Annotated in this window: 24 protein-coding genes; 20 read left to right on the top strand and 4 right to left on the bottom strand. The window is 47.1% G+C overall.

Annotated elements, in window-relative coordinates:
- The 7 genes from KNO86_RS02780 to KNO86_RS02750 all read left to right on the top strand — a co-directional run.
- Nucleotides 1-232: hypothetical protein (locus tag KNO86_RS02780; protein WP_214692708.1), on the top strand; the 232-nt coding region annotated here is incomplete at its 5' end.
- A 71-nt stretch (nt 233-303) separates the two neighbouring features.
- Complete coding sequence (locus KNO86_RS02775) at nt 304-948, top strand: YneB family resolvase-like protein (protein ID WP_074033881.1); 645 nt, start codon at nt 304-306, stop codon at nt 946-948.
- Between the two features lie 60 nt (nt 949-1008).
- A complete protein-coding gene (locus KNO86_RS02770; protein WP_074033199.1) occupies nt 1009-1242 on the top strand; it encodes a DUF896 domain-containing protein in 234 nt (77 codons plus the stop codon).
- A 199-nt stretch (nt 1243-1441) separates the two neighbouring features.
- The gene (gene tkt, locus KNO86_RS02765) at nt 1442-3433 is read left to right on the top strand and encodes a transketolase (protein WP_214692706.1); all 1992 of its coding nucleotides are present in this window, start codon (nt 1442-1444) and stop codon (nt 3431-3433) included.
- 125 nt (nt 3434-3558) lie between these two features.
- Complete coding sequence (locus KNO86_RS02760) at nt 3559-3792, top strand: YneF family protein (protein WP_012726454.1); 234 nt, start codon at nt 3559-3561, stop codon at nt 3790-3792.
- A gap of 125 nt (nt 3793-3917) precedes the next feature.
- Nucleotides 3918-5672 carry an ABC transporter transmembrane domain-containing protein gene (locus KNO86_RS02755; RefSeq protein ID WP_214693979.1) on the top strand — a complete coding sequence of 585 codons (1755 nt, stop codon included), beginning with the start codon at nt 3918-3920 and terminating at the stop codon, nt 5670-5672.
- The gene (locus KNO86_RS02750; RefSeq protein ID WP_214692703.1) at nt 5662-7425 is read left to right on the top strand and encodes an ABC transporter ATP-binding protein; all 1764 of its coding nucleotides are present in this window, start codon (nt 5662-5664) and stop codon (nt 7423-7425) included. The genes KNO86_RS02755 and KNO86_RS02750 overlap by 11 nt, the downstream gene beginning before the upstream one ends.
- 76 nt (nt 7426-7501) lie before the next feature.
- On the opposite strand, the gene KNO86_RS02745 is transcribed toward KNO86_RS02750, so the two are convergent.
- On the bottom strand, nt 7502-7684 hold the full coding sequence (locus tag KNO86_RS02745; RefSeq protein WP_214692696.1) for an aspartyl-phosphate phosphatase Spo0E family protein: 183 nt from the start codon (nt 7682-7684) through the stop codon (nt 7502-7504).
- A 188-nt stretch (nt 7685-7872) separates the two neighbouring features.
- Between KNO86_RS02745 and KNO86_RS02740 the strand changes: the two genes are divergently transcribed.
- A complete protein-coding gene (locus tag KNO86_RS02740; protein WP_214692694.1) occupies nt 7873-8571 on the top strand; it encodes a cytochrome c biogenesis CcdA family protein in 699 nt (232 codons plus the stop codon).
- 19 nt (nt 8572-8590) lie between these two features.
- Nucleotides 8591-9043 (top strand): CcdC family protein, encoded by a 453-nt coding sequence (locus tag KNO86_RS02735; protein ID WP_074033875.1) that lies wholly within the window; start codon nt 8591-8593, stop codon nt 9041-9043.
- 34 nt (nt 9044-9077) lie between these two features.
- Here KNO86_RS02735 and KNO86_RS02730 read toward each other — a convergent pair whose 3' ends face one another.
- The 3 genes from KNO86_RS02730 to KNO86_RS02720 form a co-directional block, all read right to left on the bottom strand.
- Entirely contained in the window at nt 9078-10637 is a 1560-nt protein-coding gene (locus KNO86_RS02730) for a solute symporter family protein (RefSeq protein WP_214692692.1), read from the bottom strand.
- On the bottom strand, nt 10634-10963 hold the full coding sequence (locus tag KNO86_RS02725) for a DUF485 domain-containing protein (protein WP_214692686.1): 330 nt from the start codon (nt 10961-10963) through the stop codon (nt 10634-10636). The genes KNO86_RS02730 and KNO86_RS02725 overlap by 4 nt, the downstream gene beginning before the upstream one ends.
- A 252-nt stretch (nt 10964-11215) precedes the next feature.
- Nucleotides 11216-11647, bottom strand: coding sequence for a DUF2621 domain-containing protein (locus KNO86_RS02720; RefSeq protein WP_074033193.1), 432 nt, complete (start codon nt 11645-11647; stop codon nt 11216-11218).
- 178 nt (nt 11648-11825) lie between these two features.
- Here KNO86_RS02720 and KNO86_RS02715 point away from each other — a divergent pair, with 178 nt between their 5' ends.
- The 11 genes from KNO86_RS02715 (at nt 11826) to KNO86_RS02665 (ending at nt 25373) form a co-directional block, all read left to right on the top strand.
- Nucleotides 11826-13424 (top strand): peptide chain release factor 3, encoded by a 1599-nt coding sequence (locus KNO86_RS02715; RefSeq protein WP_074033192.1) that lies wholly within the window; start codon nt 11826-11828, stop codon nt 13422-13424.
- Nucleotides 13425-13618: 194 nt separating this feature from the next.
- Nucleotides 13619-16333: an aconitate hydratase AcnA gene (gene acnA / locus KNO86_RS02710; RefSeq protein WP_214692684.1), complete on the top strand. Its 2715-nt coding sequence runs from the start codon at nt 13619-13621 to the stop codon at nt 16331-16333.
- Between the two features lie 115 nt (nt 16334-16448).
- Nucleotides 16449-16943, top strand: a complete 495-nt coding sequence (locus KNO86_RS02705) for a DUF3939 domain-containing protein (RefSeq protein ID WP_214692682.1) — start codon at nt 16449-16451, stop codon at nt 16941-16943.
- 124 nt (nt 16944-17067) lie between these two features.
- Nucleotides 17068-18633 (top strand): BCCT family transporter, encoded by a 1566-nt coding sequence (locus tag KNO86_RS02700; RefSeq protein ID WP_214692680.1) that lies wholly within the window; start codon nt 17068-17070, stop codon nt 18631-18633.
- Between the two features lie 102 nt (nt 18634-18735).
- Nucleotides 18736-19413, top strand: coding sequence for a hypothetical protein (locus tag KNO86_RS02695; RefSeq protein WP_214692678.1), 678 nt, complete (start codon nt 18736-18738; stop codon nt 19411-19413).
- 56 nt (nt 19414-19469) lie between these two features.
- Entirely contained in the window at nt 19470-21728 is a 2259-nt protein-coding gene (locus KNO86_RS02690; RefSeq protein WP_214692676.1) for an AAA family ATPase, read from the top strand.
- A 31-nt stretch (nt 21729-21759) separates the two neighbouring features.
- Nucleotides 21760-22176: an acyl-CoA thioesterase gene (locus tag KNO86_RS02685; RefSeq protein ID WP_074033186.1), complete on the top strand. Its 417-nt coding sequence runs from the start codon at nt 21760-21762 to the stop codon at nt 22174-22176.
- Nucleotides 22177-22254: 78 nt separating this feature from the next.
- Nucleotides 22255-23130, top strand: coding sequence for a M15 family metallopeptidase (locus tag KNO86_RS02680; RefSeq protein WP_214692674.1), 876 nt, complete (start codon nt 22255-22257; stop codon nt 23128-23130).
- Between the two features lie 11 nt (nt 23131-23141).
- Nucleotides 23142-23762: a glycerol-3-phosphate 1-O-acyltransferase PlsY gene (gene plsY, locus KNO86_RS02675; RefSeq protein ID WP_483297451.1), complete on the top strand. Its 621-nt coding sequence runs from the start codon at nt 23142-23144 to the stop codon at nt 23760-23762.
- 173 nt (nt 23763-23935) lie between these two features.
- Entirely contained in the window at nt 23936-24706 is a 771-nt protein-coding gene (locus KNO86_RS02670) for a DeoR/GlpR family DNA-binding transcription regulator (RefSeq protein ID WP_214692672.1), read from the top strand.
- Between the two features lie 13 nt (nt 24707-24719).
- The gene (locus tag KNO86_RS02665; protein ID WP_214692670.1) at nt 24720-25373 is read left to right on the top strand and encodes a copper homeostasis protein CutC; all 654 of its coding nucleotides are present in this window, start codon (nt 24720-24722) and stop codon (nt 25371-25373) included.
- The last annotated feature ends 20 nt before the right edge of the window (nt 25374-25393 follow it).

Here is a 25393-nt window from a genome sequence, read left to right as displayed (position 1 = left end):
AGATACACTTAACGGAATCATTTTAGTCGGGATGCTCTTGGTCGGGATGTTCGCTTTTTATTTGGCAGGGGAGATGCGAGGGGAACCGGCGGTAGTCGAACCGGTCGTCACTACGGAACGTACGATTGAAGAAGAAGTCGCTTATGCCCAAGCGGAATCACTCGAAGCGCAAATTATGGCAGAGCGAGAAGAGCATAATGAACGAAAAACAAAATGGTATGCCGCTGAGTGATTGTTGATCATTGCGAACCGTTCTTGAACTGTGTATCGTAAGGAATGAATGCGATGAAAGGGAGTGATGCGATGCGAGTCGTCATCTATTGTCGGGTATCGACGAACAAGTCAACCCAAGAGACATCACTCAGTCGGCAAGTCGATGAATTACAGCATCTGGCTTCGCAACTAGGGGCAGAAGTCATAGAGATCATCACGGAGCAAGAGAGTGGATATGAAGTGAATCGACAGGGGCTCCTTGATTTGCTTGACCATGTGTCGATGTCTGATTTGGATGCCGTACTTGTCACGGACGACAGTCGTCTGGGACGAGGAAATGCCAAGATTGCCATCTTGCACACATTGATGAAGCATGACGTTCGGTTGCTGACGATGCAATCAACGTCGGACTATGTCGTTTCTGATGCCGAAAAAATGGTATTAGAAATTGTCAGTGTTGTGGAAGAGTATCAACGTAAAATTCACAACGCTAAAATTTCTCGTGGGATGCGCCGTGCCGTCGCCAACGGATTCAACCCACAGCGCAATATTCAAAACAACGATCAAGGTGGGCGACACCGAATCGAAGTGCCGATTGAGGAGATTATCCAACTGCGCGAGCGCGGGTTGACGTTTGCTGAGATTGCGGCAACACTCCGTGGATTCGGTTATGAAGTGTCGAAAGCGACCGTCAATCGACGGTATCTCGAGCACCAGTCAGTAGCTGAAACTTGATTCTTCCTCTCTGATTTTGTAAAGTATAAGAACAAATTCACTAGAGAGGGGGCGAGTCAGATGTTAGCACCAGGACAATTGGAGCGAATCAATTTCCTCGCCAACAAAGCGAAGACAGAAGGACTGTCTCAAGATGAGATGAACGAACAACAAGATTTACGCCAAGAATATTTGAAGGCGTTCCGTCAATCGTTCAAATCGCAAATGATGGGGATGAAGGTCGTCGATCCAGAAGGAAACGACGTCACACCAGAGAAGTTGAAAGAAGATCAAAAACGCTATCGTGGCGAGTGATGCTGAATGCACATCCTATTTCGTATAGGATGTGCATTTTTGTTATACACGAACGGTCATCAGACGAACGGATTGCTGTTCTTTTAAGGCAATTGAAGGAAACGATTTCACTCAATGTGTTATACTAATTAATTAGTTGTGACACACGAATGAGTGTGATAAAATATGACGGGTAGAAAACCTTCTTAACACAGAGAGGATGAAATTAGTGGAAACAACTACTAAAGAATTATTAGCGATTAACTCGATCCGGACGCTCTCAATTGATGCGGTCCAAAAAGCGAACTCTGGTCACCCAGGGATGCCGATGGGTGCTGCACCTATGGCGTTTACACTTTGGACAGACAAAATGCGTCACAACCCGAAAAACCCAAACTGGTTCAACCGTGACCGTTTCGTTCTTTCGGCAGGTCATGGATCGATGCTCTTATATTCGCTCCTTCACTTGTCTGGATATGATTTGTCGATGGACGACCTTAAATCATTCCGTCAAATGGACTCGAAGACTCCTGGTCACCCAGAATACCGTCATACGGCTGGTGTCGATGCGACGACGGGACCACTTGGACAAGGGATTGCAATGGCTGTCGGGATGGCCATGGCAGAGAAGCACTTAGAAGCGACTTACAACCGCGACGAGTTCAACGTCGTTGACCACTATACGTTCGGGATTTGCGGAGACGGTGACTTAATGGAAGGTGTCTCGGCAGAAGCGGCATCACTCGCTGGTCACTTGAAGCTCGGTAAACTTGTCGTTCTTTACGATTCAAACGATATCTCACTCGATGGCGATCTTCACAAGTCGTTCTCTGAAAGCGTAGAAGATCGTTTCAACGCGTACGGATGGCAAGTCATTCGTGTCGAAGACGGAACAGATATCGATTCAATCGCAAAAGCAATCGATGCGGCGAAAGCTGAAACGTCAAAACCGACATTGATCGAAGTGAAAACGGTTATCGGATTCGGTTCACCGAACAAATCAGGTAAATCTGCGTCACACGGTGCTCCACTTGGAGATGCTGAAATCGAATTGACGAAACAGTTCTATAAATGGGAAGGCGAGTCATTCTACGTACCAAACGAAGTATATGACTTATTCAACGAGAAAGTTGTCGAGCCTGGCGCGAAATATGAGTCAGACTGGAACGAACTCGTAGAAGCGTACAAAGCGGCACATCCAGAACTCGGTGCACAATTCGAGCGTGCAATGAATAACGAACTTCCTGAAGGTTGGGACAGCGAGTTGCCAACATTCGAAATCGGTTCGAAAAAAGCAACACGTCAAACGAGCGGTGAAGTCCTAAACGCAATCGCAAAAGCTGTACCGACTCTCTTCGGTGGATCTGCTGACCTTGCCGGGTCAAACAACTCGATGATTAAAGGTGCAGTGGACTTCGATGAAGATCCAGCTGGACGTAACATCTGGTTTGGTGTACGTGAGTTCGCAATGGCAGCAGCTGTAAACGGAATGGCACTTCACGGCGGCGTCCTTCCTTACGGTGCGACATTCTTCGTCTTCTCGGATTACCTTCGCCCGGCAGTTCGTCTTGCTGCACTCATGGGACTTCCGTCAACGTTCATCTTGACGCACGACTCAATTGCAGTTGGTGAAGATGGCCCAACACACGAGCCAGTTGAACATTTGATGAGTTTCCGCGCGATGCCGAACCTCTCTGTTCTTCGTCCGGCAGACGGGAAAGAAACAATCGCTGCTTGGAAACAAGCGGTAACATCGAAAACGACACCTTCACTTCTCGTCTTGACACGTCAAGCGTTACCAGAGCTCGAAGGCACATCGGTTGAAACGGCAGCAAAAGGAGCATACGTCGTTGCAGGTGAATCGAAAGATGCAGATGTCCTCTTGCTCGGTACGGGTTCTGAAGTACACGTTCTCGTTGAAGCGCGTGAGCAACTTGCGGCTGAAGGCGTGAATGCGGCAGTCGTATCGATGCCATCATGGGAACTCTTTGAAGCGCAATCTGCTGAGTATAAAGAGTCTGTCCTTCCATCTTCAATCACGAAGCGTGTATCACTTGAAGCAGGTGCGACACTTGGATGGTATAAATATGTAGGATTCGGTGGAAAAGTACTCGGAATCGACAAGTTCGGAGCATCTGCACCTGGGGACCTCCTCATGAAAGAATACGGCATGTCAGTCGACAACGTCGTCAATGCAGTAAAATCACTTTAATCGAATTCGAAAATCTCGTGACGACCATTTGTTTGGTCGTCACTTTTCTTCTGGACGACTAGCGAAGTTGGTCAATTTAGTGTATAGTAAAAAACGATGTTTCATATGGTAGAGGAGGTAAAGCCTTGAGTACATTATTCTGGATTCTTCTTGTCGTGGCAGCACTCATCGGGGGTATCGCGATCGGATTCTTTATCGCGCGTAAATACATGATGAACTACCTTGAACAGAACCCGCCAATCAATGAAGATATGATTCGTACGTTGATGATGCAAATGGGTCAAAAGCCATCACAGAAGAAAGTTAACCAAGTGATGCGCGCCATGAACGTGCAGATGAAAAACGAAAAGAAATCATAATCAATCACGAGAGCACTTCGGTATCCGAAGTGCTTTTTTTGTTTCCTCTTTTTGTTAGACAATCGAACAAACTTTCGCTACGATTAATGAATAATCTTCATATAAAGACAAAGGGGGCGTTTCATATTCGTGTATTTAAACAATTGTCTTGGTTTTTGCGTCTCGAATGGAAGACGTATGCACTCGGCATCGTCTTACTCATATTCGTGGCAGGGCTAGAATTGATTCCACCGCGTATCATTGGTCGAATCGTCGATGAAATCAACCGTGGTTCACTCTCGTCAAATACGCTCTGGATGTTACTCGGGGGTCTCGCAGCAGTCGGGATTGGGAATTATGTTGCCCGCTTCTTTTGGCGCTATTTCATCTTCGGCGCTTCGATTCGACTAGGGAGAATGTTACGTAGCCAACTGTATCGGCACTTTACCGATCTCGATCAACGATTTTACAAAAAGTCACGTGTTGGCGACCTGATGGCCCACGCGACGAATGATGTGCAGGCCGTATCGATGACGGCAGGGGCGGGGATATTGACACTCGTCGATAGCGTAACGCTTGGAACGTTCGTCATCATTACGATGATCACGACGATCAGTTGGAAGCTTACACTCGTTGCTTTACTCCCTCTGCCGATCATGGTCGCTCTGACGACGCGGTATGGGAAGATGTTACATAGCCGCTTTGGCGTCGCCCAAGCAGCATTTTCAGAATTGAATGACAAAGTGCAAGAGAGTGTCAGTGGGGTTCGTGTCTTGAAATCGACCGGGGAAGTCGACCGAGACGTGGACTCGTTTGAGAACTTATCGAGTGAGGTCATGGCAAAAAACGTACGAGTCGCCAAAATTGATGCTCTATATGATCCGACCATCTTCGGGATTGTTGGCTTGTCCTACATCCTCTCGGTCGGGTATGGCGCCGTCTTGATTGAACAAGGTGAATTGACGATCGGACAAATCGTTAGCTTCACAGCCTATTTAGCGTTGTTGACGTGGCCGATGCTGGCGTTCGGATGGTTATTCAACATTGTCGAACGTGGACGAGCATCGTATGACCGAATCGAGCGAATGCTCGCCGTCAAACCGGAGATTCAAGATGACCGGATGGCCGCGACGACACTTGCACATTCAGAAGTGGAAGTCGATGTGCGGCACTTCGCCTATGACGAAACCGTTGTACTCCGTGATGTCCATTTTCGGATTGAGCGCGGAAAGACGATTGGAATTGTCGGCAGGACAGGTGCGGGTAAGACGACGATTGTCCGTCTGTTGACCCGTGAGTATGATGTAAAAGACGGAAAGATTAAAATCGGAGGCATCAATATTCGCCAAGTGAAAAAATCGTTATTGATGGACAAAGTTGCCGTCGTGCCACAAGATCATTTCTTGTTCTCCGATTCGATTGCGAACAATATCGCTTTCGGAAGACCCGATGCGAGCATGGAAGAAATCATCGAGGCGGCTAAAGTCGCTGAAGTGCATGAGGATATCATCCGGCTACCGGAAGGATACGCGACGCTTGTCGGGGAACGCGGTGTGACGTTGTCAGGTGGACAGAAACAACGGATTTCCATCGCGCGTGCGCTCATGACTGAAGCGGACGTCCTGATTTTGGATGACGCGTTATCTGCCGTCGATGCGAAGACGGAAGAGTCGATCATCGAACATTTCCGTGTCGGAAACCCTGAACAGGCACGGGTGATTGTGGCGCATCGACTCTCTGCTGTCGAACATGCAGATGAGATCCTCGTGATTGAAGACGGCAAAATCGTCCAACGTGGGCGTCATGATGCATTGCTGCAAGAGACGGGTTGGTACCGAGAGACGTATGATCGTCAACAACTTGAGGCGATTGTAGAAGGGGGTGGACACGATGAAGCATGATGTTCAAGAATGGCAGGTCATCAAACGGCTACTCAGTTATGCAACACGATACGGGAAGTCGCTCAGTATCGCTTTCGTCTTCCTGTTGATTGCGACAGGTGCCAAATTGGCCGGTCCGTTTTTAATCAAAGTGTTCATCGATGAGTTCGTCACGCCAGGTGTCTACCCGACGAACTGGGTCATCGCACTCTTCGCGGTCTATATGGTTCTTCATGTATCCGCAATCGTGTTTGATTATCTGCAGTCGATTTCGTTTCAAAAGATTGCGTTGAAGATTGTTCAAAACATACGAATGGATATTTTCCGTCACGTCATGGGGATGCGGCTCGCCTATTTCGACCGAACACCAGCGGGCGTCCTTGTGTCACGGATTACGAATGATACCGAGGCGGTCAAAGAACTGTATGTCGGTGTGATGAGTACGTTCGTCCAGTCGGCTGTTCAATTGATTGGGACGTATATTTTCCTATACATATTAGAACCTCCGCTTGCGACGATGGGACTTGTCTTATTGCCACTCTTCTGGCTCATCATTTGGGCATATCGTCGTTTCTCGACAAAATATTTTGCGCAAGTGAGGGACCTGTTGTCGCAGCTCAACGCCCAGTTGAATGAATCGATCAACGGCATGGGGATCATCCAACAGTTTCGTCAAGAGGAGCGGCTCATCCGTCAGTTTGAAGAGACGAATGAGGCGCATCAAGAGGCACGATATCGAAACTTAAAGCTCGACAGTATGTTGCTACGCCCAATCATCGAGCTCCTTCTTGCTTTCTCAATCATCGGTCTACTCGGATATTACGGGGTGCTCTCGATGAGTGAACAAGTACAAGTCGGGGTCGTCTACGCGTTCATCAGCTATATCGAACGAATCTTCCGACCAGTTCTCGATATTATGCAGCGATTGAGTGAATTCCAACAAGCTGTCGTATCGGCAGACCGTGTCTTTAAAATCTTGGATACAGACGAGCCGGCACCAGGAAAGCAAATGCCAGGCGAGGCAGAGATTACAGAAGGTGAAGTGCGGTTTGAGAACGTGACGTTCAGCTATGACGGGGAAGTCGATGTGTTGAAGCAAATCTCATTCGTTGCAAAACCTGGTGAGACGGTCGCGCTCGTAGGCCATACGGGTAGTGGGAAGAGTTCGATTATCAACTTGTTGACCCGCTTTTATCCATATGGCTCGGGTCACATCACCATTGACGGACAGCCACTCGAACAATTTGAAGAGCAAGAGCTTCGTCAACAAGTCGGATTGGTGCTACAAGATCCGTTTCTATTCACTGGAACGATTGAAGAAAATTTAAAGTTATTCAATCCAAATATCGATTCAGAACGTGCCCGTGAAGCCGCTGAGTTTGTCCAGGCACACACGTTCATCGAGAAGTTAGATGCCGGGTACGGTCATGTTGTCGGAGAGCGTGGCGCGACATTTTCGAGCGGTGAGCGACAATTGCTCGCATTTGCGCGAACGGTCGCCCGTAATCCGAAAGTACTCATTCTCGACGAGGCGACGAGTTCGATTGATACGGAGACAGAAGAACGCGTACAGACGGCGCTCGACCGTATGCGCCGTGGTCGTACAACGATTGCCATCGCTCACCGGCTTTCAACGATTCAAGATGCTGACTTGATTTTAGTACTGCATCGAGGAGAAATCGTGGAGCGTGGGAATCATCAACAGTTATTGAAGCAAAACGGTCTGTACAAAAAAATGTATGAATTACAGTCTGGACAACGTCTGATGTCTTGAATTGGAAGGGATACCTATTGGGGTGTCCTTTTTCCATGGAAAAAAGCTCGCCACGGAAAGTGACGAGCCATCAAGGTCAATTTGAATGCTGATCTTTTTTATGCTTTGATAGGACATGACGAGTAATGAGAGAGTCAAGTTCTTGACTGGCCAGAATGACTTCTGGTGAGGTCCAAGTGTGCTTTGACGCGATTTTATACAGTTCATCACGTTTCTGTTCAATGGCCTGGTGTAGTGTATCTGCTGCGGTGACTGCCACGTTCGTTCCCCCATCATGTAAATTAGAATTTTGCGAACTAGAATATCCAAATCTTAGCACCTACGTTTACAGATGACAAGTTTCATTTCCATTTCAAAAATTACAAAATGATGTTTCGTTCTGAAAGAAAAGATTCGAGCAATTTAAATAGGTTTTCGCTATAATGGTCGTGAAAGGTGGAAATCGTCATGGAAGTCACATTATGGCTCGCATTTGGGGCGGGCGTCTTATCGTTTTTGTCACCATGTACGCTCCCGTTATATCCAGTGTTTCTCTCGTATATTACAGGGGTTTCCGTATCTGAATTAAAAAATGAAGGATTGAAACAGCGTACAGCTTGGTTCCACACGTTTTCGTTCTTGTTCGGCTTTTCGATTGTCTTTCTTGTGCTTGGATTATCGACTTCGTTAATTGCAGACGTCTTCATCCAGTATAAAGATAGTTTGCGGATGTTCGGCGCCATTTTAATTTTCGTGTTCGGCGTCTTTTTGGCCGGTCTATGGCAACCGCAATTTATGATGCGCGAAAAGAAAATGGACATTGGTGAACGAAAGAGTGGCTATTTCGGAACTGTATTAATCGGAGTTGGTTTTGCTGCGGGATGGACGCCGTGTACGGGTCCGATTTTAGCAGGTGTAATTGCACTTGCGGCAACCAATCCGAGCCAAGGTCTCGGTTACATGTTGGCGTATGTCATCGGTTTTGCGATTCCGTTCTTGGTGATGGTCGCGTTTGTAGGCAAGATCAAGTACTTAGCACGAAACAGTGCGAAAGTTGCAAAAGTCGGGGGCTATCTGATGATGGCATTCGGCGTATTATTATATTTTGACGGGATGAACCGCTTCGCTGCTTGGATGAGCGAACTTGTCGGATTCACCGGATTTTAAGGGGTTGACCGAGATGTCAATGTTATGGGGGTCGACTCTCGTTGCGTTATTGATGGGTATCGTGGCGAGTTTCGTGCGTGTGAAAGCATCAGCGAAACCGACGAATGCAAAAAAAATCTTAATTCCACCACTTGCGATGACGACCGGGATGATTCAGTTCTTGATTCCCGCATTTCGTTTATCGTGGGTCGAAGTACTTGAGGCGTTAGCGGTCGGGCTAATCTTTAGTCTGTTCCTCATCAAAACGTCAAACTTCGAAAAACGGGACGGAGAAGTATACTTGTCACGCTCAAAAGCATTTTTTATCGTCGTGTTCGCGTTACTTGCGATTCGTACGGCAATGAAAGTTTGGGTCGGTCATGAAGTCGATATCTTCTCAACAGGTGGATTGTTCTACTTGATTGCCTGGGGGATGATCGTCCCATGGCGAATCGCGATGTATCAAAAGTATAAACGAATTGCAATCACGTAAAAAATGGAGTGGCTCATGGCCGCTCCATTTTTGATTACGATTCTTTTGTGACAGCCACTTCCGTCTCCGAATCGATTCCCGTGTTTGATTTGACGAGAATCCGTTCGTAGTTTCCGGCGGCTTCGTCGGACTTCGTGACGAGCGTACCAATGATAGCTGCAAGAAAGCCGAGTGGGATTGAGACGATTCCTGGGTTCGAGAGTGGGAAGAGTGCTTCTCCAATGAAAATGGCTGATCCGTCCGGTGCCCAAAGGTTCGGACTGAGTGCGACCAAGATTAATGAAGAGAACAAACCGACGACCATTCCCCAGATTGCACCACCTGTGTTAAAACGTCTCCAGAAAATCGTGAAGAGAATGACAGGTAAGTTCGCACTTGCCGCAACAGCAAAAGCGAGTGAAACGAGAAACGCTACGTTCATCGATTGAGCGAAGAACGCAAGTCCCATCGAGACGAGAGCGACGGCCACAGAAGCGATTCGGGCGGCTTTTACTTGTTCCTTCTCTGTCGCTTCCCCTTTCCGGATAATGTGACCATAGAAGTCATGAGCGAAAGCAGATGCGGCTGACAAGACGAGCCCGGCGACGACCGCTAGAATGGTCGCGAATGCGATGGCTGCCACGAAGGCGAATAAGAGGTCACCACCGAGTACTTGCGCAAGGAGAGGAGCCGCCATGTTACCTGCAGGGTTTGCGGCGAGAATGGCGTCTCGTCCGACAAATGCTGCTGCCCCGAAACCTAAGAAGATTGTCAAAATGTAGAACGCTCCAATGATCCACGTTGCATACACAACCGACTGTCTTGCCGTAGGTGCATCTTTGACGGTAAAGAAGCGAATCAAGATGTGTGGAAGACCAGCCGTACCGAGGACGAGCGCCATATTTAACGAAATCGTATCGAGCGGGAGCTTGAATTTGTTACCTGGGTTCAAGAAGTCACTACCAAGCGGTGTGGCTTTACTCACTTCATTGAACATCGTCATGATCGAGAAATCGAATCGTGCAAAGACGAGGAAGGAAATGATGGCTGTCCCAATCATCAACAAGACGGCTTTTGTGATTTGTACCCATGAAGTCGCCGTCATCCCACCGAATACGACGTAGACTGTCATCAATATCCCGACGACAACGACACTTGTCGTATACGGGATGCCGAGCAATAGTTCAATCAATGCACCGGCACCGACAAGCTGGGCAATCATATAAAAAATAGAGATGACGATGGCATTCATCGCTGCGACACCACGCACGCGTGGCTTATTGAAGCGAGCGGCAATCATGTCGGCCATCGTATACTTCCCAAGATTGCGGAGCGGCTCCGCGACGAGATAGAGGACAACGAGATAGGCAACGAGGAAGCCGATGGAATAGAAAAAGCCATCAAATCCAGCGAGTGCGATCATGCCTGCAATGCCTAAGAAGGAGGCGGCAGACATATAGTCCCCTGCAATCGCGAGACCGTTTTGGAAGCCAGTCAACCCACCATCAGCCGTGTAGAAATCACTGGCGGTTTTCGTTTTTCTAGCGGCGAAATATGTAATGACAAGGGTGAGACCGACAATGGCGGTAAAGAGGGCAATTGCTGTCCAGTTCATGATTTCACCTCTTCCTTCAATTGTCTCACGAGTGCATCAAAGCGCTGGGCCCGACGACTATAGAGCACGCATAGTGTCCACGTCATAATAAACTGGGAGAAGGCGAACGCCCAAGCCCAAGTGATGTCACCGACAATTTGTGTATTCAAGATCGTTGTGTAACTGGTCAAAACAGGGAGCGTGAAATAGAAAATAAGTGAGAAGATGATAGCGGGAACGATAAAACGATTTTTTTCACGCATCAGTTGGTGGAACGTCTCGTGTTCTGTGATTGACTGAGCGGAATGACTACTGGTCGTTTGGGTAACTTGTGTCACGTCATGCATAAAACCCCTCCTAAGCTGTAAGATAAATCCATTATGCGATGGGAAAATGAGAGGAGTCATGCCTTTTTTTCATGTCGAATTCACTAACATTATTGTAATATTGGTCATACCAATTTATTGTAAGCGTTTTCAATATTGTCTAAATATTGAACATTATGTCTATATAATTAAAAACGGAAGAAAAGGTACTTTCGGCCCAATAGGCAAAATGCACAATTCGACAAAAAAAACTCTAACCTGGATGGAAAGAGTTTACTGCTGAAAATAGTGTTCGTAAGGTGTCCAGTCGATTTGTTCTTCGGCTAGCGCTTTTTTAAGGAATTTGTGGTCTCGCTTCGGCGTTGCGGCAATATATCCTTTTACAACGAGTTCGGTCGTCATCTTCTTAGCACGAGATTCGAGGGCGAACTGACCGATCTTGCCTGCAATTTTTCGGATGGCGACGTCCCGAAATAGTTCTGGAACCGGTGAAACGAGTCGATCTAACAGGGTTCGCGTTTCCGGCGTCCATAAGTGACGTGTTCTCTCTATATAATCATCCTCAATGTCTAAAAGGGAACGCCCATCTTCTTTCGGCATTCGTTTTAAAAACTTACGAAACATGAAGTACCCGCCAATCGTCATGAGTCCAATCATGACGAATCCCCAGAATACAATGAAATACATCATCAAGTTTTCTGGCATCGTCTTTCCCCCGTTCTATACATTCACTTACTGTCATCGTTAGTATACAAAAAAGAATCCATTTGCAAAAGGCGTACGTCTCGTTAGGATAGACGAACTCAATCGATTTCGTTAGAATAGATAGCGTTGCTACGAGAATAAGCATGAAGTGAGTCGAGAAAGGAAAGGTCTATCGTATATGAGCCAATTGAAACAAGAAGTCGAGAGACGCCGAATATTCGGCATCATCTCTCACCCGGATGCGGGTAAGACAACATTAACAGAGAAGTTACTTTTGCACGGTGGTGCAATTCGTGAAGCGGGTACCGTCAAAGCGCGTAAAAATTCAAAGCACGCCAAGTCAGACTGGATGGAAATTGAGAAACAACGTGGAATCTCGGTTACATCGTCTGTCATGCAATTCATCTATCAAGACAAAGTCGTGTCGATCATGGATACACCTGGTCACAACGATTTCGGTGAGGATACGTATCGCGTATTGACATCTGTCGACAGCGCGGTCATGGTCATCGATGCCGCGAAAGGGATCGAGACGCAGACGAAGAAGCTATTCCAAGTTTGTCGTATGCGCGGTATTCCAATTTTTACATTCATGAACAAGTTGGATCGTCAGGCAAAAGACCCGCTTGAATTGATGGAAGAACTTGAGGAAGTGCTCGGCATGCCTTCAGTTGCCATCACATGGCCAATCGGCAGCGGGATGCAGTTCGAAGGTGTTTATGACCGAATGAAAAATGAAGTTCATTTGTTCCGTGGAGACAAGTCGACCCTTCAACTAAGTGAGGACGGGGTAAACGACCCGGTGCTCGCTGACCATCTTTCTGAAGAGAACTTGACGAATCTTCGCGATGAAATCGACCTACTCGACGGAGCAGGGAATGAGATTGATGTGGAAGCAATCCAAAGCGGTAAATTGACGCCCGTATTCTTCGGAACGGCGCTCGTTGACTTTGGTGTGACTGCGTTCTTGAATCATTATTTGGAGATGTCTCCAGCTCCAGAAGCGCGTAAATCGAACGTCGGTCCAATCAATCCGACATCAGAAGATTTCAGTGGGTTCGTCTTTAAGATTCAAGCGAACATGAACCCGGCGCACCGTGACCGCATCGCATTCGTCCGAATCTGTTCAGGGGTGTTCGAGCGAGGGATGGACGTCACACTCACGCGGACCGGTAAGAAAATCAAATTGAGCCAGTCTACGCAGCTCATGGCCAACGATCGTGAGACGGTTGACCAAGCGTTCGCAGGAGATGTCATCGGGATCTATGATTCAGGTACGTATCAAATCGGGGATACGATCACGACATCGAAGCAAAAGATTGCCTTTGAAGCATTGCCAACTTTCCCACCTGAGTTGTTTATGCGAGTATCACCAGTCAACTCGCTCAAGTCGAAACACTTCCACAAAGGCGTTGAGCAACTCGCGCAAGAAGGGGCGATTCAAGTTTATCGCAACGAATACAATGAGATTTATCTCGGTGCGGTCGGTCAACTCCAGTTTGAAGTGTTTGAATATCGTTTGAACAATGAGTATGGCGTAGACATCCGAATGGAACCTGTATCATACAGCGTTGCACGTTGGGTAAAAGATAAAGAATTGAAAGCGTTGAAACCTTTCCAAGACTCACGGAACATGCTTGTCACTGACCGCTGGGAACGTCCGGTCTTCCTGTTCGCGAACGAGTTCACGTATGAGCGGTTCGCTGAACGTCATGCGGACGATTTGACTCTCGTTGAGGCTTTAGATGTCAACGAAGAGATTGGAACAGAAGAATAATGTGCAAACACCTCAGTTTTGAGGTGTTTTTTGTCGTTTATCCCTTTTTCAGTGAATTGATAAGTTTTACTTATGACTAATTTGTGACGGAATGTATTTTACGTCACGCTATACTTGTATTATGATAAATATGTGAAAAGTAAGCGATTACGCATTGTCGTGTGGTCGGCGCTTTCAAAAAGGGGGAAATTGCAATGGAACAGACGAATGTTTTAGACGCGTTCGCATCTCGGACATCGTTCGAGGCGAACGGGCAATCGTATGATTTTTATCGATTGAAAAAGTTAGAAGAAGAAGGGTTAACGAACATCAGCCGTTTACCTTATTCGATTCGCGTACTTCTCGAATCGGTACTCCGTCAACAAGACGGTCGCGCGATTACAAAAGAACATGTCGAGAACTTGGCAAAATGGGGTACTGCCGACGTCTCGAAAGACATTGACGTACCGTTCAAGCCGGCACGCGTTGTACTTCAAGACTTCACGGGTGTACCGACGGTCGTAGACCTTGCTTCACTTCGTAAAGCGATGGCGGACCTCGGTGGAGACCCGAACAAAATCAACCCAGAAATCCCTGTCGACCTCGTCGTTGACCACTCTGTTCAAGTAGATGCGTACGGTTTCGCTGGCGCATTGATGAAAAACATGGACATTGAATTCGAACGTAACGAAGAGCGTTATAAGTTCTTACGTTGGGCTCAGACGGCGTTTGACAACTATCGTGCCGTACCACCTGCAACGGGGATTGTTCACCAAGTAAACTTAGAGTACTTGGCATCTGTCGTCCTCGAGAAAAACGATGCATCAGGTACTGTGGCTTATCCAGATTCACTCGTCGGAACGGATTCGCACACAACGATGATCAACGGACTCGGTGTTCTTGGATGGGGCGTTGGAGGAATCGAAGCGGAAGCAAGTATGCTCGGTCAACCATCGTACTTCCCAGTGCCAGAAGTCGTCGGTGTCAAAATCATCGGTGAAGTCAACCCTGGTGTAACAGCGACAGACGTAGCACTCGTCGTAACAGAGATGCTCCGTCATGAAAAAGTAGTAGGGAAATTCGTTGAATTCTTCGGACCGTCGCTTCACACGATGCCGCTTTCTGACCGTGCAACAATCGCAAACATGGCGCCAGAATATGGCGCGACATGTGGATTCTTCCCAGTCGATACGGAAACATTGAACTACATGCGTACAACTGGACGCTCTGAAGAATTGATCTCACTCGTTGAAGAATACTCAAAAGCGAACGATCTCTTCTACACGCCAGACCAAGCTGATCCAACATTCACGAAAGTGTTGACGCTCGACTTGTCAAAAGTTGAACCTTCACTAGCAGGTCCAAAACGTCCACAAGACCGAATCAACCTCTCAGACGTTCAAACATCGTTCATCGATAGCTTGAGCGCTCCTGCAGGGAACAGCGGCTTTGGACTTGACCGTTCTGAACTCGAGAAGAAGGCGACGGTCAACTATGAAGATGGTGCCGTCGACATGAGTACAGGAGATGTCGCGATTGCTGCCATCACAAGCTGTACGAACACGTCGAACCCTTACGTTATGGTCGGTGCCGGACTCGTTGCGAAGAAAGCGGTAGAACGCGGCTTGACTGTTCCGAAATACGTGAAGACATCACTCGCACCAGGTTCGAAAGTCGTAACAGATTATCTTGACAAAGCTGGCTTGACTTCTTACTTGGATGAACTCGGCTTCAACACGGTCGGTTACGGTTGTACGACATGTATCGGAAACTCGGGTCCACTTGACCGTGAAGTCGAAGAAACAATCACGGAGAACGACTTGCTCGTATCTTCTGTCCTTTCTGGGAACCGTAACTTTGAAGGACGTGTTCACCCACTTGTGAAAGCGAACTTCTTGGCGTCACCACCACTTGTCGTCGCTTACGCACTCGCAGGGTCAGTCAACTTCGACATCATGAACGATTCGTTCGGTACGGACAAAGATGGAAATGAAGTGTACTTCAAAGACATCTGGCCATCAAACGATGAAATCAAGATGGTCGTACAAGACGTCGTGTCACCAGAAGCGTTCCGTAAAGAATACGAAACGGTCTTCACTGGTAACGAGCGTTGGAACGCGCTAGACGTTCCAGAAGGTAACTTGTATGACTTCTCAGATGAGTCGACATACATCCAAAACCCACCGTTCTTCGAACAACTCGAACCAGAAGCGGGCGAAGTTCATGCATTGAATGGCTTACGCGTCATCGGGAAGTTTGCGGATTCGGTCACGACTGACCACATCTCGCCAGCGGGATCATTCTCGAAGACGACACCAGCTGGTCAATACCTCCTTTCTAAAGGGGTAGAGCCAATTGACTTCAACTCTTACGGTTCACGCCGTGGTAACCATGAAGTCATGATGCGTGGTACGTTCGCCAACATTCGTATCCGCAACCAAGTCGCACCAGGTACAGAAGGTGGATTCACGACTTACTGGCCAACAGGTGAGATCATGCCGATGTACGATGCTGCGATGAAGTATAAAGAACAAGGTACTGGACTTGTCGTCCTTGCTGGAAACGACTACGGAATGGGGTCGTCTCGTGACTGGGCTGCGAAAGGGACAAACCTCCTTGGCATCCGTGCAGTCATCGCACAAAGTTTCGAGCGGATTCACCGTTCAAACCTTGTTATGATGGGTGTACTTCCACTTCAATTCTTAGATGGTGAATCAGCAGAGTCACTCGGATTGACTGGTGAGGAAGCAATCGATATCCAAGTCGATGAGTCTGTACGTCCACGCGATATCTTGAACGCAAAAGCGACACATGAAAACGGAACGGTGACAGAATTCAAAGTCATCGCACGTTTCGACTCTGAAGTTGAAATTGATTACTACCGTCACGGTGGAATCTTACAAATGGTTCTCCGTAACAAACTTAAATAAGCCACGGCTTATTGAACCTTCCTTTGAAAAAAGGAAGGTTTTTTTCATGAATATGCGATTTTATGGTGAAAGTTTTAAAAGAATCGGGAACAGGAAGACAGGGAGGGGTATGCTTATGGAGCAAGAAGCGAAGAAGAGTAAGAGTTGGTGGAAGCGGCTGACACAGCAAAAAGAGGTGGAGCCTGATCGAGAAATCGATATCACGTTACCTGAATTGCGACATGCGATTCACGAGTATGAACAGACGTTGCCAAAAGGCGTAAATCGTACCGTCCTACTAGATGACACACAAGAGATTGACACAAAACGATTGAAGCATCATTTGTCCGGAATCCCAAAACAGCGTTTCTATATGTCGAAAGAGACGTTTCATATCGTTCCGGAAGAAGAGCGTGATGTTATCTATGAGATGGACCAAGTACAGCGTGCCCTAGACTTGTATATGGATCAAGAGAAAAAATTGCCACTGCGAAAATTTGAGAATGCACTACAACTAGATTTGACACGTCTTCGAGAGGGGGGTTACCTAAAGACGCTACCAAAAAGACCTTACTATGTGGTGGATGAGACGTTGATTGTCTCACTTGAACCGAAAGAAACAACTTCTTGACAAGACACCTATCTATTTTTCAGTAAATGACACATTTATGGACAGTTGGGGTTGAGACTTGTTTAAAAAGTATGTTAGGGTGGGGAACGTATATGAAAATAGAAAATTAAATAGGAGTGATTTTATGGAACGGAAAAGCCGTGTGACGCCTGTGTTTGTCATTTCTGCAATCATAACTGGCTTATTCACAATCTGGGGATTATTTCCCGAAAGCATTTTAGGAAATGCTAGTCTATTAAATGTAACCAGCACGTTACAAGGCTGGCTCTCAAACGGGATGGGCTGGTTCTACCTGTTAAGTGCGACCGGCTTCTTACTTGTCGCTATCTTTTTAATCTTTTCTCGCTATGGATCGATTCGTCTCGGGAAAGATTCGGACCGACCTGAATTTAGTTACTTGTCATGGTTCGCCATGTTATTCAGTGCCGGGATGGGGATCGGACTCATCTTCTGGGGAGCAGCAGAGCCGCTTCTTCATTTTCATTCACCACCGTTCTCTGCTTTGACACCTGAAGGAGACGCGCGTACTGCGATGCGTTATGCCTTCTTCCACTGGGGCTTCCACCCTTGGGCGATTTATGCCATGATCGCACTCGCAATCGCATACTCAACGTTTAGAAAAGGGCGCCCTGCTACGATTGGGGAGACAATCGGTTCGCTTGTCCATAACCGCTACGAACAACCTGTGAAACAAACGGTCGATATTCTTGCGGTCATTGCGACGGCATTCGGGGTAGCGACTTCACTCGGTTTTGGTGCTCAACAGATTGCCGGTGGCCTTCATTATCTCATCCCTGGGGTACCGAACGCCTTCGTGACACAGTTGATCATCATTGCTGTCGTAACGGTACTTTACATGATCAGTGCTTCAACGGGTCTTGAAAAAGGGATTCGCATTTTAAGTAACACGAACATTTTCTTGGCAATCGTCTTACTTGTCGCGACAATGTTCGCTGGACCGACTGCGTTCATCTTCGACTTGTTCACACAAACGGTAGGGACGTACTTGCAACAACTTCCTGGTATGAGTTTCCGTACGGCCGCGTTCGAACCGGTTGAACGTGAGTGGATCAACGGCTGGACGATCTTCTATTGGGCATGGTGGATCTCGTGGTCACCATTCGTCGGAACGTTCATCGCACGCGTATCTAAAGGCCGCACGATTCGTGAATTTATTATCGGGATTTTACTCGTCCCAACATCGTTCGGACTCTTATGGTTCTCCGTCTTCGGTGGCTCAGCTATCTGGGCTGACTTGTTCGGTGGATACGACTTGATTGGACAAGTGAACGAAATCGGTACAGAAGTCGGGCTGTTCGCATTATTCGAGACGTTTGGTGGTTTTGGGACAGTACTCAGTATTGTCGCGATCTTCCTAATCTCGACATTTTTTATCACGTCTGCTGACTCAGCGACATATGTACTCGGTATGCTCACTTCGAACGGGAAGCTTGTCCCGCCGATGGGCATTAAAATGACATGGGGTGTAATCCAATCATCTATCGCTGCCGTGCTTCTTTACGCTGGTGGGTTGGATGCCCTGCAAGCTGTTGCGATCCTCGCAGCCTTCCCATTCATCTTCGTTCTCGTCTTTATGATTGTCGCCTTGTTCAAAGACTTGGCCGATGAACCTGACGAGCGAGATAAGTGGCTCGAAGCACAGAAGAAAGATGAAGATCAATTAGGATAATTTAGAGGGGTCTCGTATGAGACCCTTTTTTCGGTTAAAAATATTTTGCTTGTCCTCTTAGCTAGTGTAGGATAGTAAGTGAAGAAACGAGGAGGATAGGCTATGAAACAACAGATAAAAAAACGGTTGAGCTGGGTCATTTTGGCCGGCATCCTCATTGTCGGGGCATTACTCGCTTATAATTTTTACGTACTCATGAATCTGAATGGTGAAGAGGAAGAACAGGTTGAACCGTTCTACTCAAATGTCGTGATTGGGTATCAAGAGCGTAAACTTCCGAAAGAAGGGGAAACACTCGAAGAACGAGAGTACCTTGTCACGTATGATGAAAACGGACATTTTATCTCAGAAGTCGTTATGGGACCAAACGTGGGTGCAAAAGCAGAGTGGGATGGAGAAACGTATTTGGAGTTTAATCCAGATGGAGAAGAGGTCTTGCGTCAAGAGACCAATTCCGGAGCGGTTGCACCGCATCCATTCCTATCCCGCGCCACGAATGAACAGATTCGTAAATGGCTAGACGATGGCACACTCGGGTCAAGTGAGGGCGAGACAGATTTAGTCGGTCGAACAGCGCAAGCTTATGTGAAGTCTGAAGCGGCTGAAACGGTTCCTGAAGAATGGGTTCAAAACTATCCATCTATTTTTAGTGAAGAAGATAATAAAGAGACAGTCACATATTATGTCGATGCGAATGAACGGATTTTGCTTGCGGCAGAATCGCGGAATAACGGAAAGTTGTTCCATTCGATTCGAATGACATCTTTTGAATCAAGATAATCCGATGGGGAGCAGACAACATGTCGGCTCCCTTGTCGTCTGAAAGGGAGAACAGAATGAAACAAATTCAAGTTGAACAAGTTCAAACGGATTTGACGAACTGGGAAGCTGGAGAAAAGATTAATGAGGCGGCGCTTTTATCTTATGCGCACTGGTCACGTGCGACTGGGCATGAAGAAGAATTGATTCGTTCATTGACATTGCTTGCTACATATCGACTCGAGCAGAAGGAGTCGATGGACCCGTTATTGAACCGCTGGGTGAAAGAATTAGAGTCGATGAATGCGTTACCTCCGGAATTACGTCTGTTTCAATTGAACGAGCAATTGCGTCGTTCAAAACAAGCGCTTCAAATCGATTGGCCGACACTTCGCGAAGCAGATTACGCCTCAATGAAGGTACAAATTTTGACGGAATATGAGTCAAAAACATCTGCACTACTTGACCAACTCGACCGACTTCACGATGAAGTGGAGGCGGCCAAGTCTGATTTGCGGGACTCAGAATGGCGGGGACAACTCGAGAAGATATTCGAGGCAATCATCGAGGCGATGCAGGAAGTCGCATCGTTAGAGGATGATACGGCATCTTTACTCGCATCGATGCAAGGGAACTACTTCAGTCGAGAAGCGTTTCGTCGCTTCGGTGAACGCGTTGTGCTCGTCAAAGAGCGACTCGATGCAATCTGTCAGTTGCTGCCGGAACGTAAAACGGAGACACGTTCGAGCGCCATCGAATCACTTGAGGAAATGATTGGTCTAGATGACATCAAAGACCGTGTGAAAGCATGGTATCGCTTCCTGCTCTTCCAGAAAGAACGAGAAAAAGCAGGGTTTTCATCGAAGCATCAACCTTCCCTTCATCTCGTTTTTACGGGTAATCCAGGTACCGGGAAAACGACGCTTGCTCGACTCATGGCAGAGATTTATTTTGAACTCGGCCTGCTCAGTCGACCGGACCTCGTCGAAGCGGATCGCTCAAGCCTAGTCGGCGCATATGTCGGACAAACGGAAGAACAAGTGATGAATAAAGTCAAAGAAGCAGAAGGTGGCGTCCTGTTCATCGATGAGGCATATGCACTAAAACGTCAAGATGCAAGCGGAAGTGACTATGGGCAAGCTGCAATCGACACGCTCGTCGCAGCGATGACGAGCGGCGAATATGCCGGGAAGTTTGTCGTCATCTTGGCTGGTTATCCAGAAGAGATGCGTCATTTCCTACTTGCGAACCCTGGTTTACGCTCACGATTCCCAGAATCGAATCATTACGAGTTGCCAAACTATCGGGATGAGGAATTAGTCGCTATCGGTGAAAAAGTGGCACAGGAAAATAATTATGTGTTGACGGAGGAAGCAAAACGGTCACTTCTGACACGGATCGACCGTGAACGTGTCGATTCGACGTTCGGGAATGCGCGAACGGTTCATAACATCTTACTCGATGCGATGTTTAAAAAAGGATCTCGTTTCGGTGCAGATGCCCCTCTAGACGAGATGGCGCTTTTGACCGAAGAAGACTTTGATCAACCCGAAGAAGATGCGAGTCCAACATCGTTGGACGACCTTGTCGGTATGGAAGATGCCAAAGCTCAATTGGCAGAGATTGAAGCACTCGTGAACATCCAAAAGAGACGAAAAGCGCTCGGTCTGAAGACGGCACCCGTCCAACTTCATATGACACTCACGGGGAATAGTGGAACGGGTAAGACAACTTTTGCATATCTGTATGCTCAAATGTTGAAGCGTACAGGCTATTTGAAGCGTGGACACGTCAACGTTGTCAGTCGAGCGGATTTGGTCAGTGGCTATGTGGGACAGACCGCACAAAAAACGAAGGCGGCGATTCGTGATGCACTCGGTGGCGTATTACTCATTGACGAGGCATACAGCCTGAATGGAGGAGCGAATGATTACGGTCGAGAGGCAATCGATACACTTGTCGATGAAATGCCGAAACATGGCGAAAACCTTGTTGTCGTCCTTGCGGGGTATGAAGGTCCGATGAGACGGTTGATTGAATCGAATCCTGGACTAAGCAGTCGCATGAAACGTACGATTCATTTTGAAGATTATTCGCAAGAACAGCTAGTCGAGATTGCTGTGAACTATGCGAACCAATTTGGATACGAGTTGGACGAACAAGCATTCGAAGCGTTATCGATTCGATTAAGTGAAATCAATAACGCGAATGCACGGACTGCCTTGTCTGTCATCGATGAGTCAATCGCTCGTCAATCGTATCGACTCATGTCGGAGGAAGAAAACGAGACATCTCTCCAACAATTATTAGTAGTAGATATTAAGAGTAAACTATAATACACTAGTAGTAGGAAAGAAGGATGATTCAATGCATACGATTCAAATCCCAGTTAGATATCAAGAAACGGACATGATGGGAATCGTCTATCATGCCAACTATTTAGTTTATCTAGAGATTGCTCGCACCGAACTGTTACGTCAGCTCGGTGTCGAATACAAAGACATGGAAGAAGCAGGTTTCGTTTCGCCGGTGACGAACGTATCGATGGATTACAAGCGAAGCGTAACGTTTGGCGATACGGTTCATGTGCGCGTATGGGTCGACCAATACTCAAAGATCAGAACGATTTATGGGTATGAGTTGACGAACCAAGATGGTGAGCTCGTAGGAACAGCCAAGACGACTCATGTTGTGGTCAAACGAGGAGATTTCAAACCGATTCGTCTCGATCGAGAGTTCCCGAAATGGCATGACATGTACATGAACGTCATGAATCCTGTCTAAGAATCTTCTGTCTTCGTACCGTCAGTATGGTATCATATCTTGACGGTACTTTTTGTTATCTAGAAAGGGGAAAATCGCATGCGTTATCCATCAGTCTTGATGGTTTGCGGCGCCTTGACGTTCATGTTAGCCGGTTGTACGACAAACGAGCAAGTTGAACCGAAAGAACCAACGACACAGTCATCAACAATAGATGAACCACAATCAGAACCAAACGAACCGACCACGGATCAGGAAGTGGAAACCGAGTCACCAACAGACGAAGAAACAACGGAGTCTGAACCGGAAGTCGAAGAACAACCAGCTGAGCCGACACCGCCAGCAACAGAAGAGCCGACTACTCCTGTTCAACCGATTGAAGTCGATGGGGTGGCAAACTTGGAGTTAGAAGAATTGATTCTTGTAAACAAGCAAATTGCATTGCCGGCTAATTATCAGCCGAGCGACTTAGTTGAGGCCAACATCGATTTCGTCGACTCGACTGTCGGTGAGCGTCGGATGATGCGAAAAGAGGCGGCACGTGCAATCGAAGAATTGATGAGTGACGCAAAAGCGTCTGGCATTGATTTGAAAGGGACGAGTGCGTTTCGTTCATACGGTTATCAGGTGACGCTATTTAATTCTTACGTTGAGCGGGATGGTAAGGAACAAGCGATGAAATATTCTGCTCCACCCGGACACTCTGAACATCAGACGGGTCTTGCAATCGACGTCTCGAGTGCTTCTGTCAATTATCAACTCACACAAAGCCTTGGTGAAACGGTTGAAGGAAAATGGCTGGCAGAACATGCTCACGAGTATGGCTTTATCATTCGCTATCAAAAAGCGTTTGAGAAAGAGACCGGCTATATGTATGAACCGTGGCACTTACGTTATATCGGCACTGAACATGCGAAAGAAGTGCACGCATTGAATCAGCCGTATGACCGATATATTGAGGAATATATGAAGTAAGGGGAATTGCGATGCCATATATGACAGAAATCATCATTATCATTTTAAGTTATTTACTCGGTGCGATTCCGTTTGCGCTCATCATCGGCAAGCTCGGCTATCGAGTAGACGTTCGCGAACATGGGAGTGGTAACTTAGGTACGACGAATACGTTTCGAGTTCTCGGAAAAAAAGCGGGAATTCTTGTTTTACTTGGTGACATGGGGAAAGGACTAGTCGCTGCACTACTACCTCTATTATTCGGAAGTGAGATGAGTCTGCTTCTTGCTGGAATTCCGGCAGTCATTGGACATTCTTACCCGATTTTTGCGAAGTTTAAAGGTGGAAAATCGGTCGCGACGAGCGGCGGCGTACTTCTAGCAGCGTTTCCGTGGTTCTTCTTTGTCGTCGTCGGCACGTTTATTGTGACACTTCTCATTTCACGGATGGTATCCCTCTCCTCGATGGCTGCCGCTGCAGTAGGTCTCGTGACGGCAACGACGTACAGTGTATTGACAAAAGATTGGTTACCTCTCATTGTCATCGTTCCACTCGCCTTGTTTATCATCATTAAACATCGTACGAACTGGCAACGAATACGGGCAGGGAAAGAACCAAAAGTGCCACTTTTTCAAAACAAGAATAAATCTTAATTTCTTTCAGGTGCGTCCGGCCAAGACGCACTTTTTTGTGCATTGTTGTTGATTTACATAAAAAAGAAGCAAAATCATGTTGGATTTGCTCGTTCTTTACTTTCAATTTACGTTAAATTTACATGCGTTCGTTACACTAGAAAAGGAAAGATTTTAGTGGAGGAGGCAGGGACGTGTCTTTAATCGGTGAAGAACGTAAACAAAAAATTGTCGAGTGGATCGAACGAGAAGGTAAAGTGAAGACGAGCGAATTGATTGAACGATTGAATGTATCAGGGGAATCGATTCGACGTTATCTAGAAGAACTAGAGAAAGAACATCGGATTAAGCGTGTTTATGGGGGTGCGGTTCTTCATCAGAGCATGTCTTTTCAGCCGATTGTCATTGCCAACATGGATGGCATCCGCCGTATCGCGTATACGGCATTTCAATTGATTCCAGACGATACGTTACTCTATATCGGTCATGGGGTTGCAGCCGAACAAGTAGCATCTCGTTTACGAGGACGAAACGTGACGGTGGTCACGCCATCTTTAACGGTCGCCAAAGCCTTGTTTGAACAACGGGCGAAAGGTGTGCTCGGTGGCGAGATCCAGTTGTTAGGTGGTACAATCGATCCGAAACATCTCGTGACGACAGGCGAACAAGTTCTCGCACAACTCCAAACCTATATGTTCGACCTTGCCATCTTATCTGTTGAAGGGGTCGATTCAACCCTTGGTTTGACGTGCGATGCTTTCGGACTCGCTAGTATCACACAATCGGTGATGTCGCAAAGTCGCGAGACATTCTTATTAACCGACCATACCCAGTTGAACCAACAAAAAAGATATCGGGTGTGCGACTTTTCAAAGGTGACGGCAATCATCTCAGATTTTCCGGAACCACAAGAATTTAAAGGCGTCTTAGCCGAACATGGTGTGGACTGGAAGTTCGCACCGTAAAAGGAGCGATTGTATGAAAGTAGAAGTGATTGTCACAACGTTATCTGAAGCAATCGAGGCGGAGCAACTCGGGGCAGATCGACTCGAGCTGATTGCAGATATGGAAAATGGCGGGATTACACCAAGTTTCGGGACGATTCGGAACGTGATCGAGCACGTATCTATCCCGGTACATGTCATGATTCGACCTCATACACGTTCGTTCCATTTCAACGAAGATGATGTGGAGACGATGCTAGCAGACATTGGTCTATGTCGTGAACTCGGGGTGAATGGAATCGTCTTTGGTGCATTGACAAAAAACGGGGCAATCGATGAGCGGATTTTAGGAGAAGTCATCAAACATAAAGGTGAGATGGCACTAACGTTCCATCGTGCCTTCGACGCGTCGCGTGATGTATATGAATCGCTGGATGTCTTAAATGATTTCCCAGAAATCGATATCTTATTGACATCAGGTGGTGCGAACACTGCATTAGAAGGTATCGAAACATTGATCCGACTGAACGAGCAAGCAGAGATGACTATATTGCCTGGAGCCGGCATCACGACAGAAACTTTGCCATCCTTACAGGAACGACTCAACGTCGACATGGTACACGTCGGGAATGGCGTACGAACAAACGGACAGTTGGATGGGGATAAATTCAAACAACTTCGTGGATGAGTCAAAGCGGAAAACAGTCG

The organism is Exiguobacterium sp. s160, from assembly GCF_018617575.1.
Lineage (GTDB): Bacteria > Bacillota > Bacilli > Exiguobacteriales > Exiguobacteriaceae > Exiguobacterium > Exiguobacterium aestuarii_A.
Note: the sequence above shows the minus strand (reverse complement) of the source record. Positions and strands in the feature narration are given on the sequence as shown.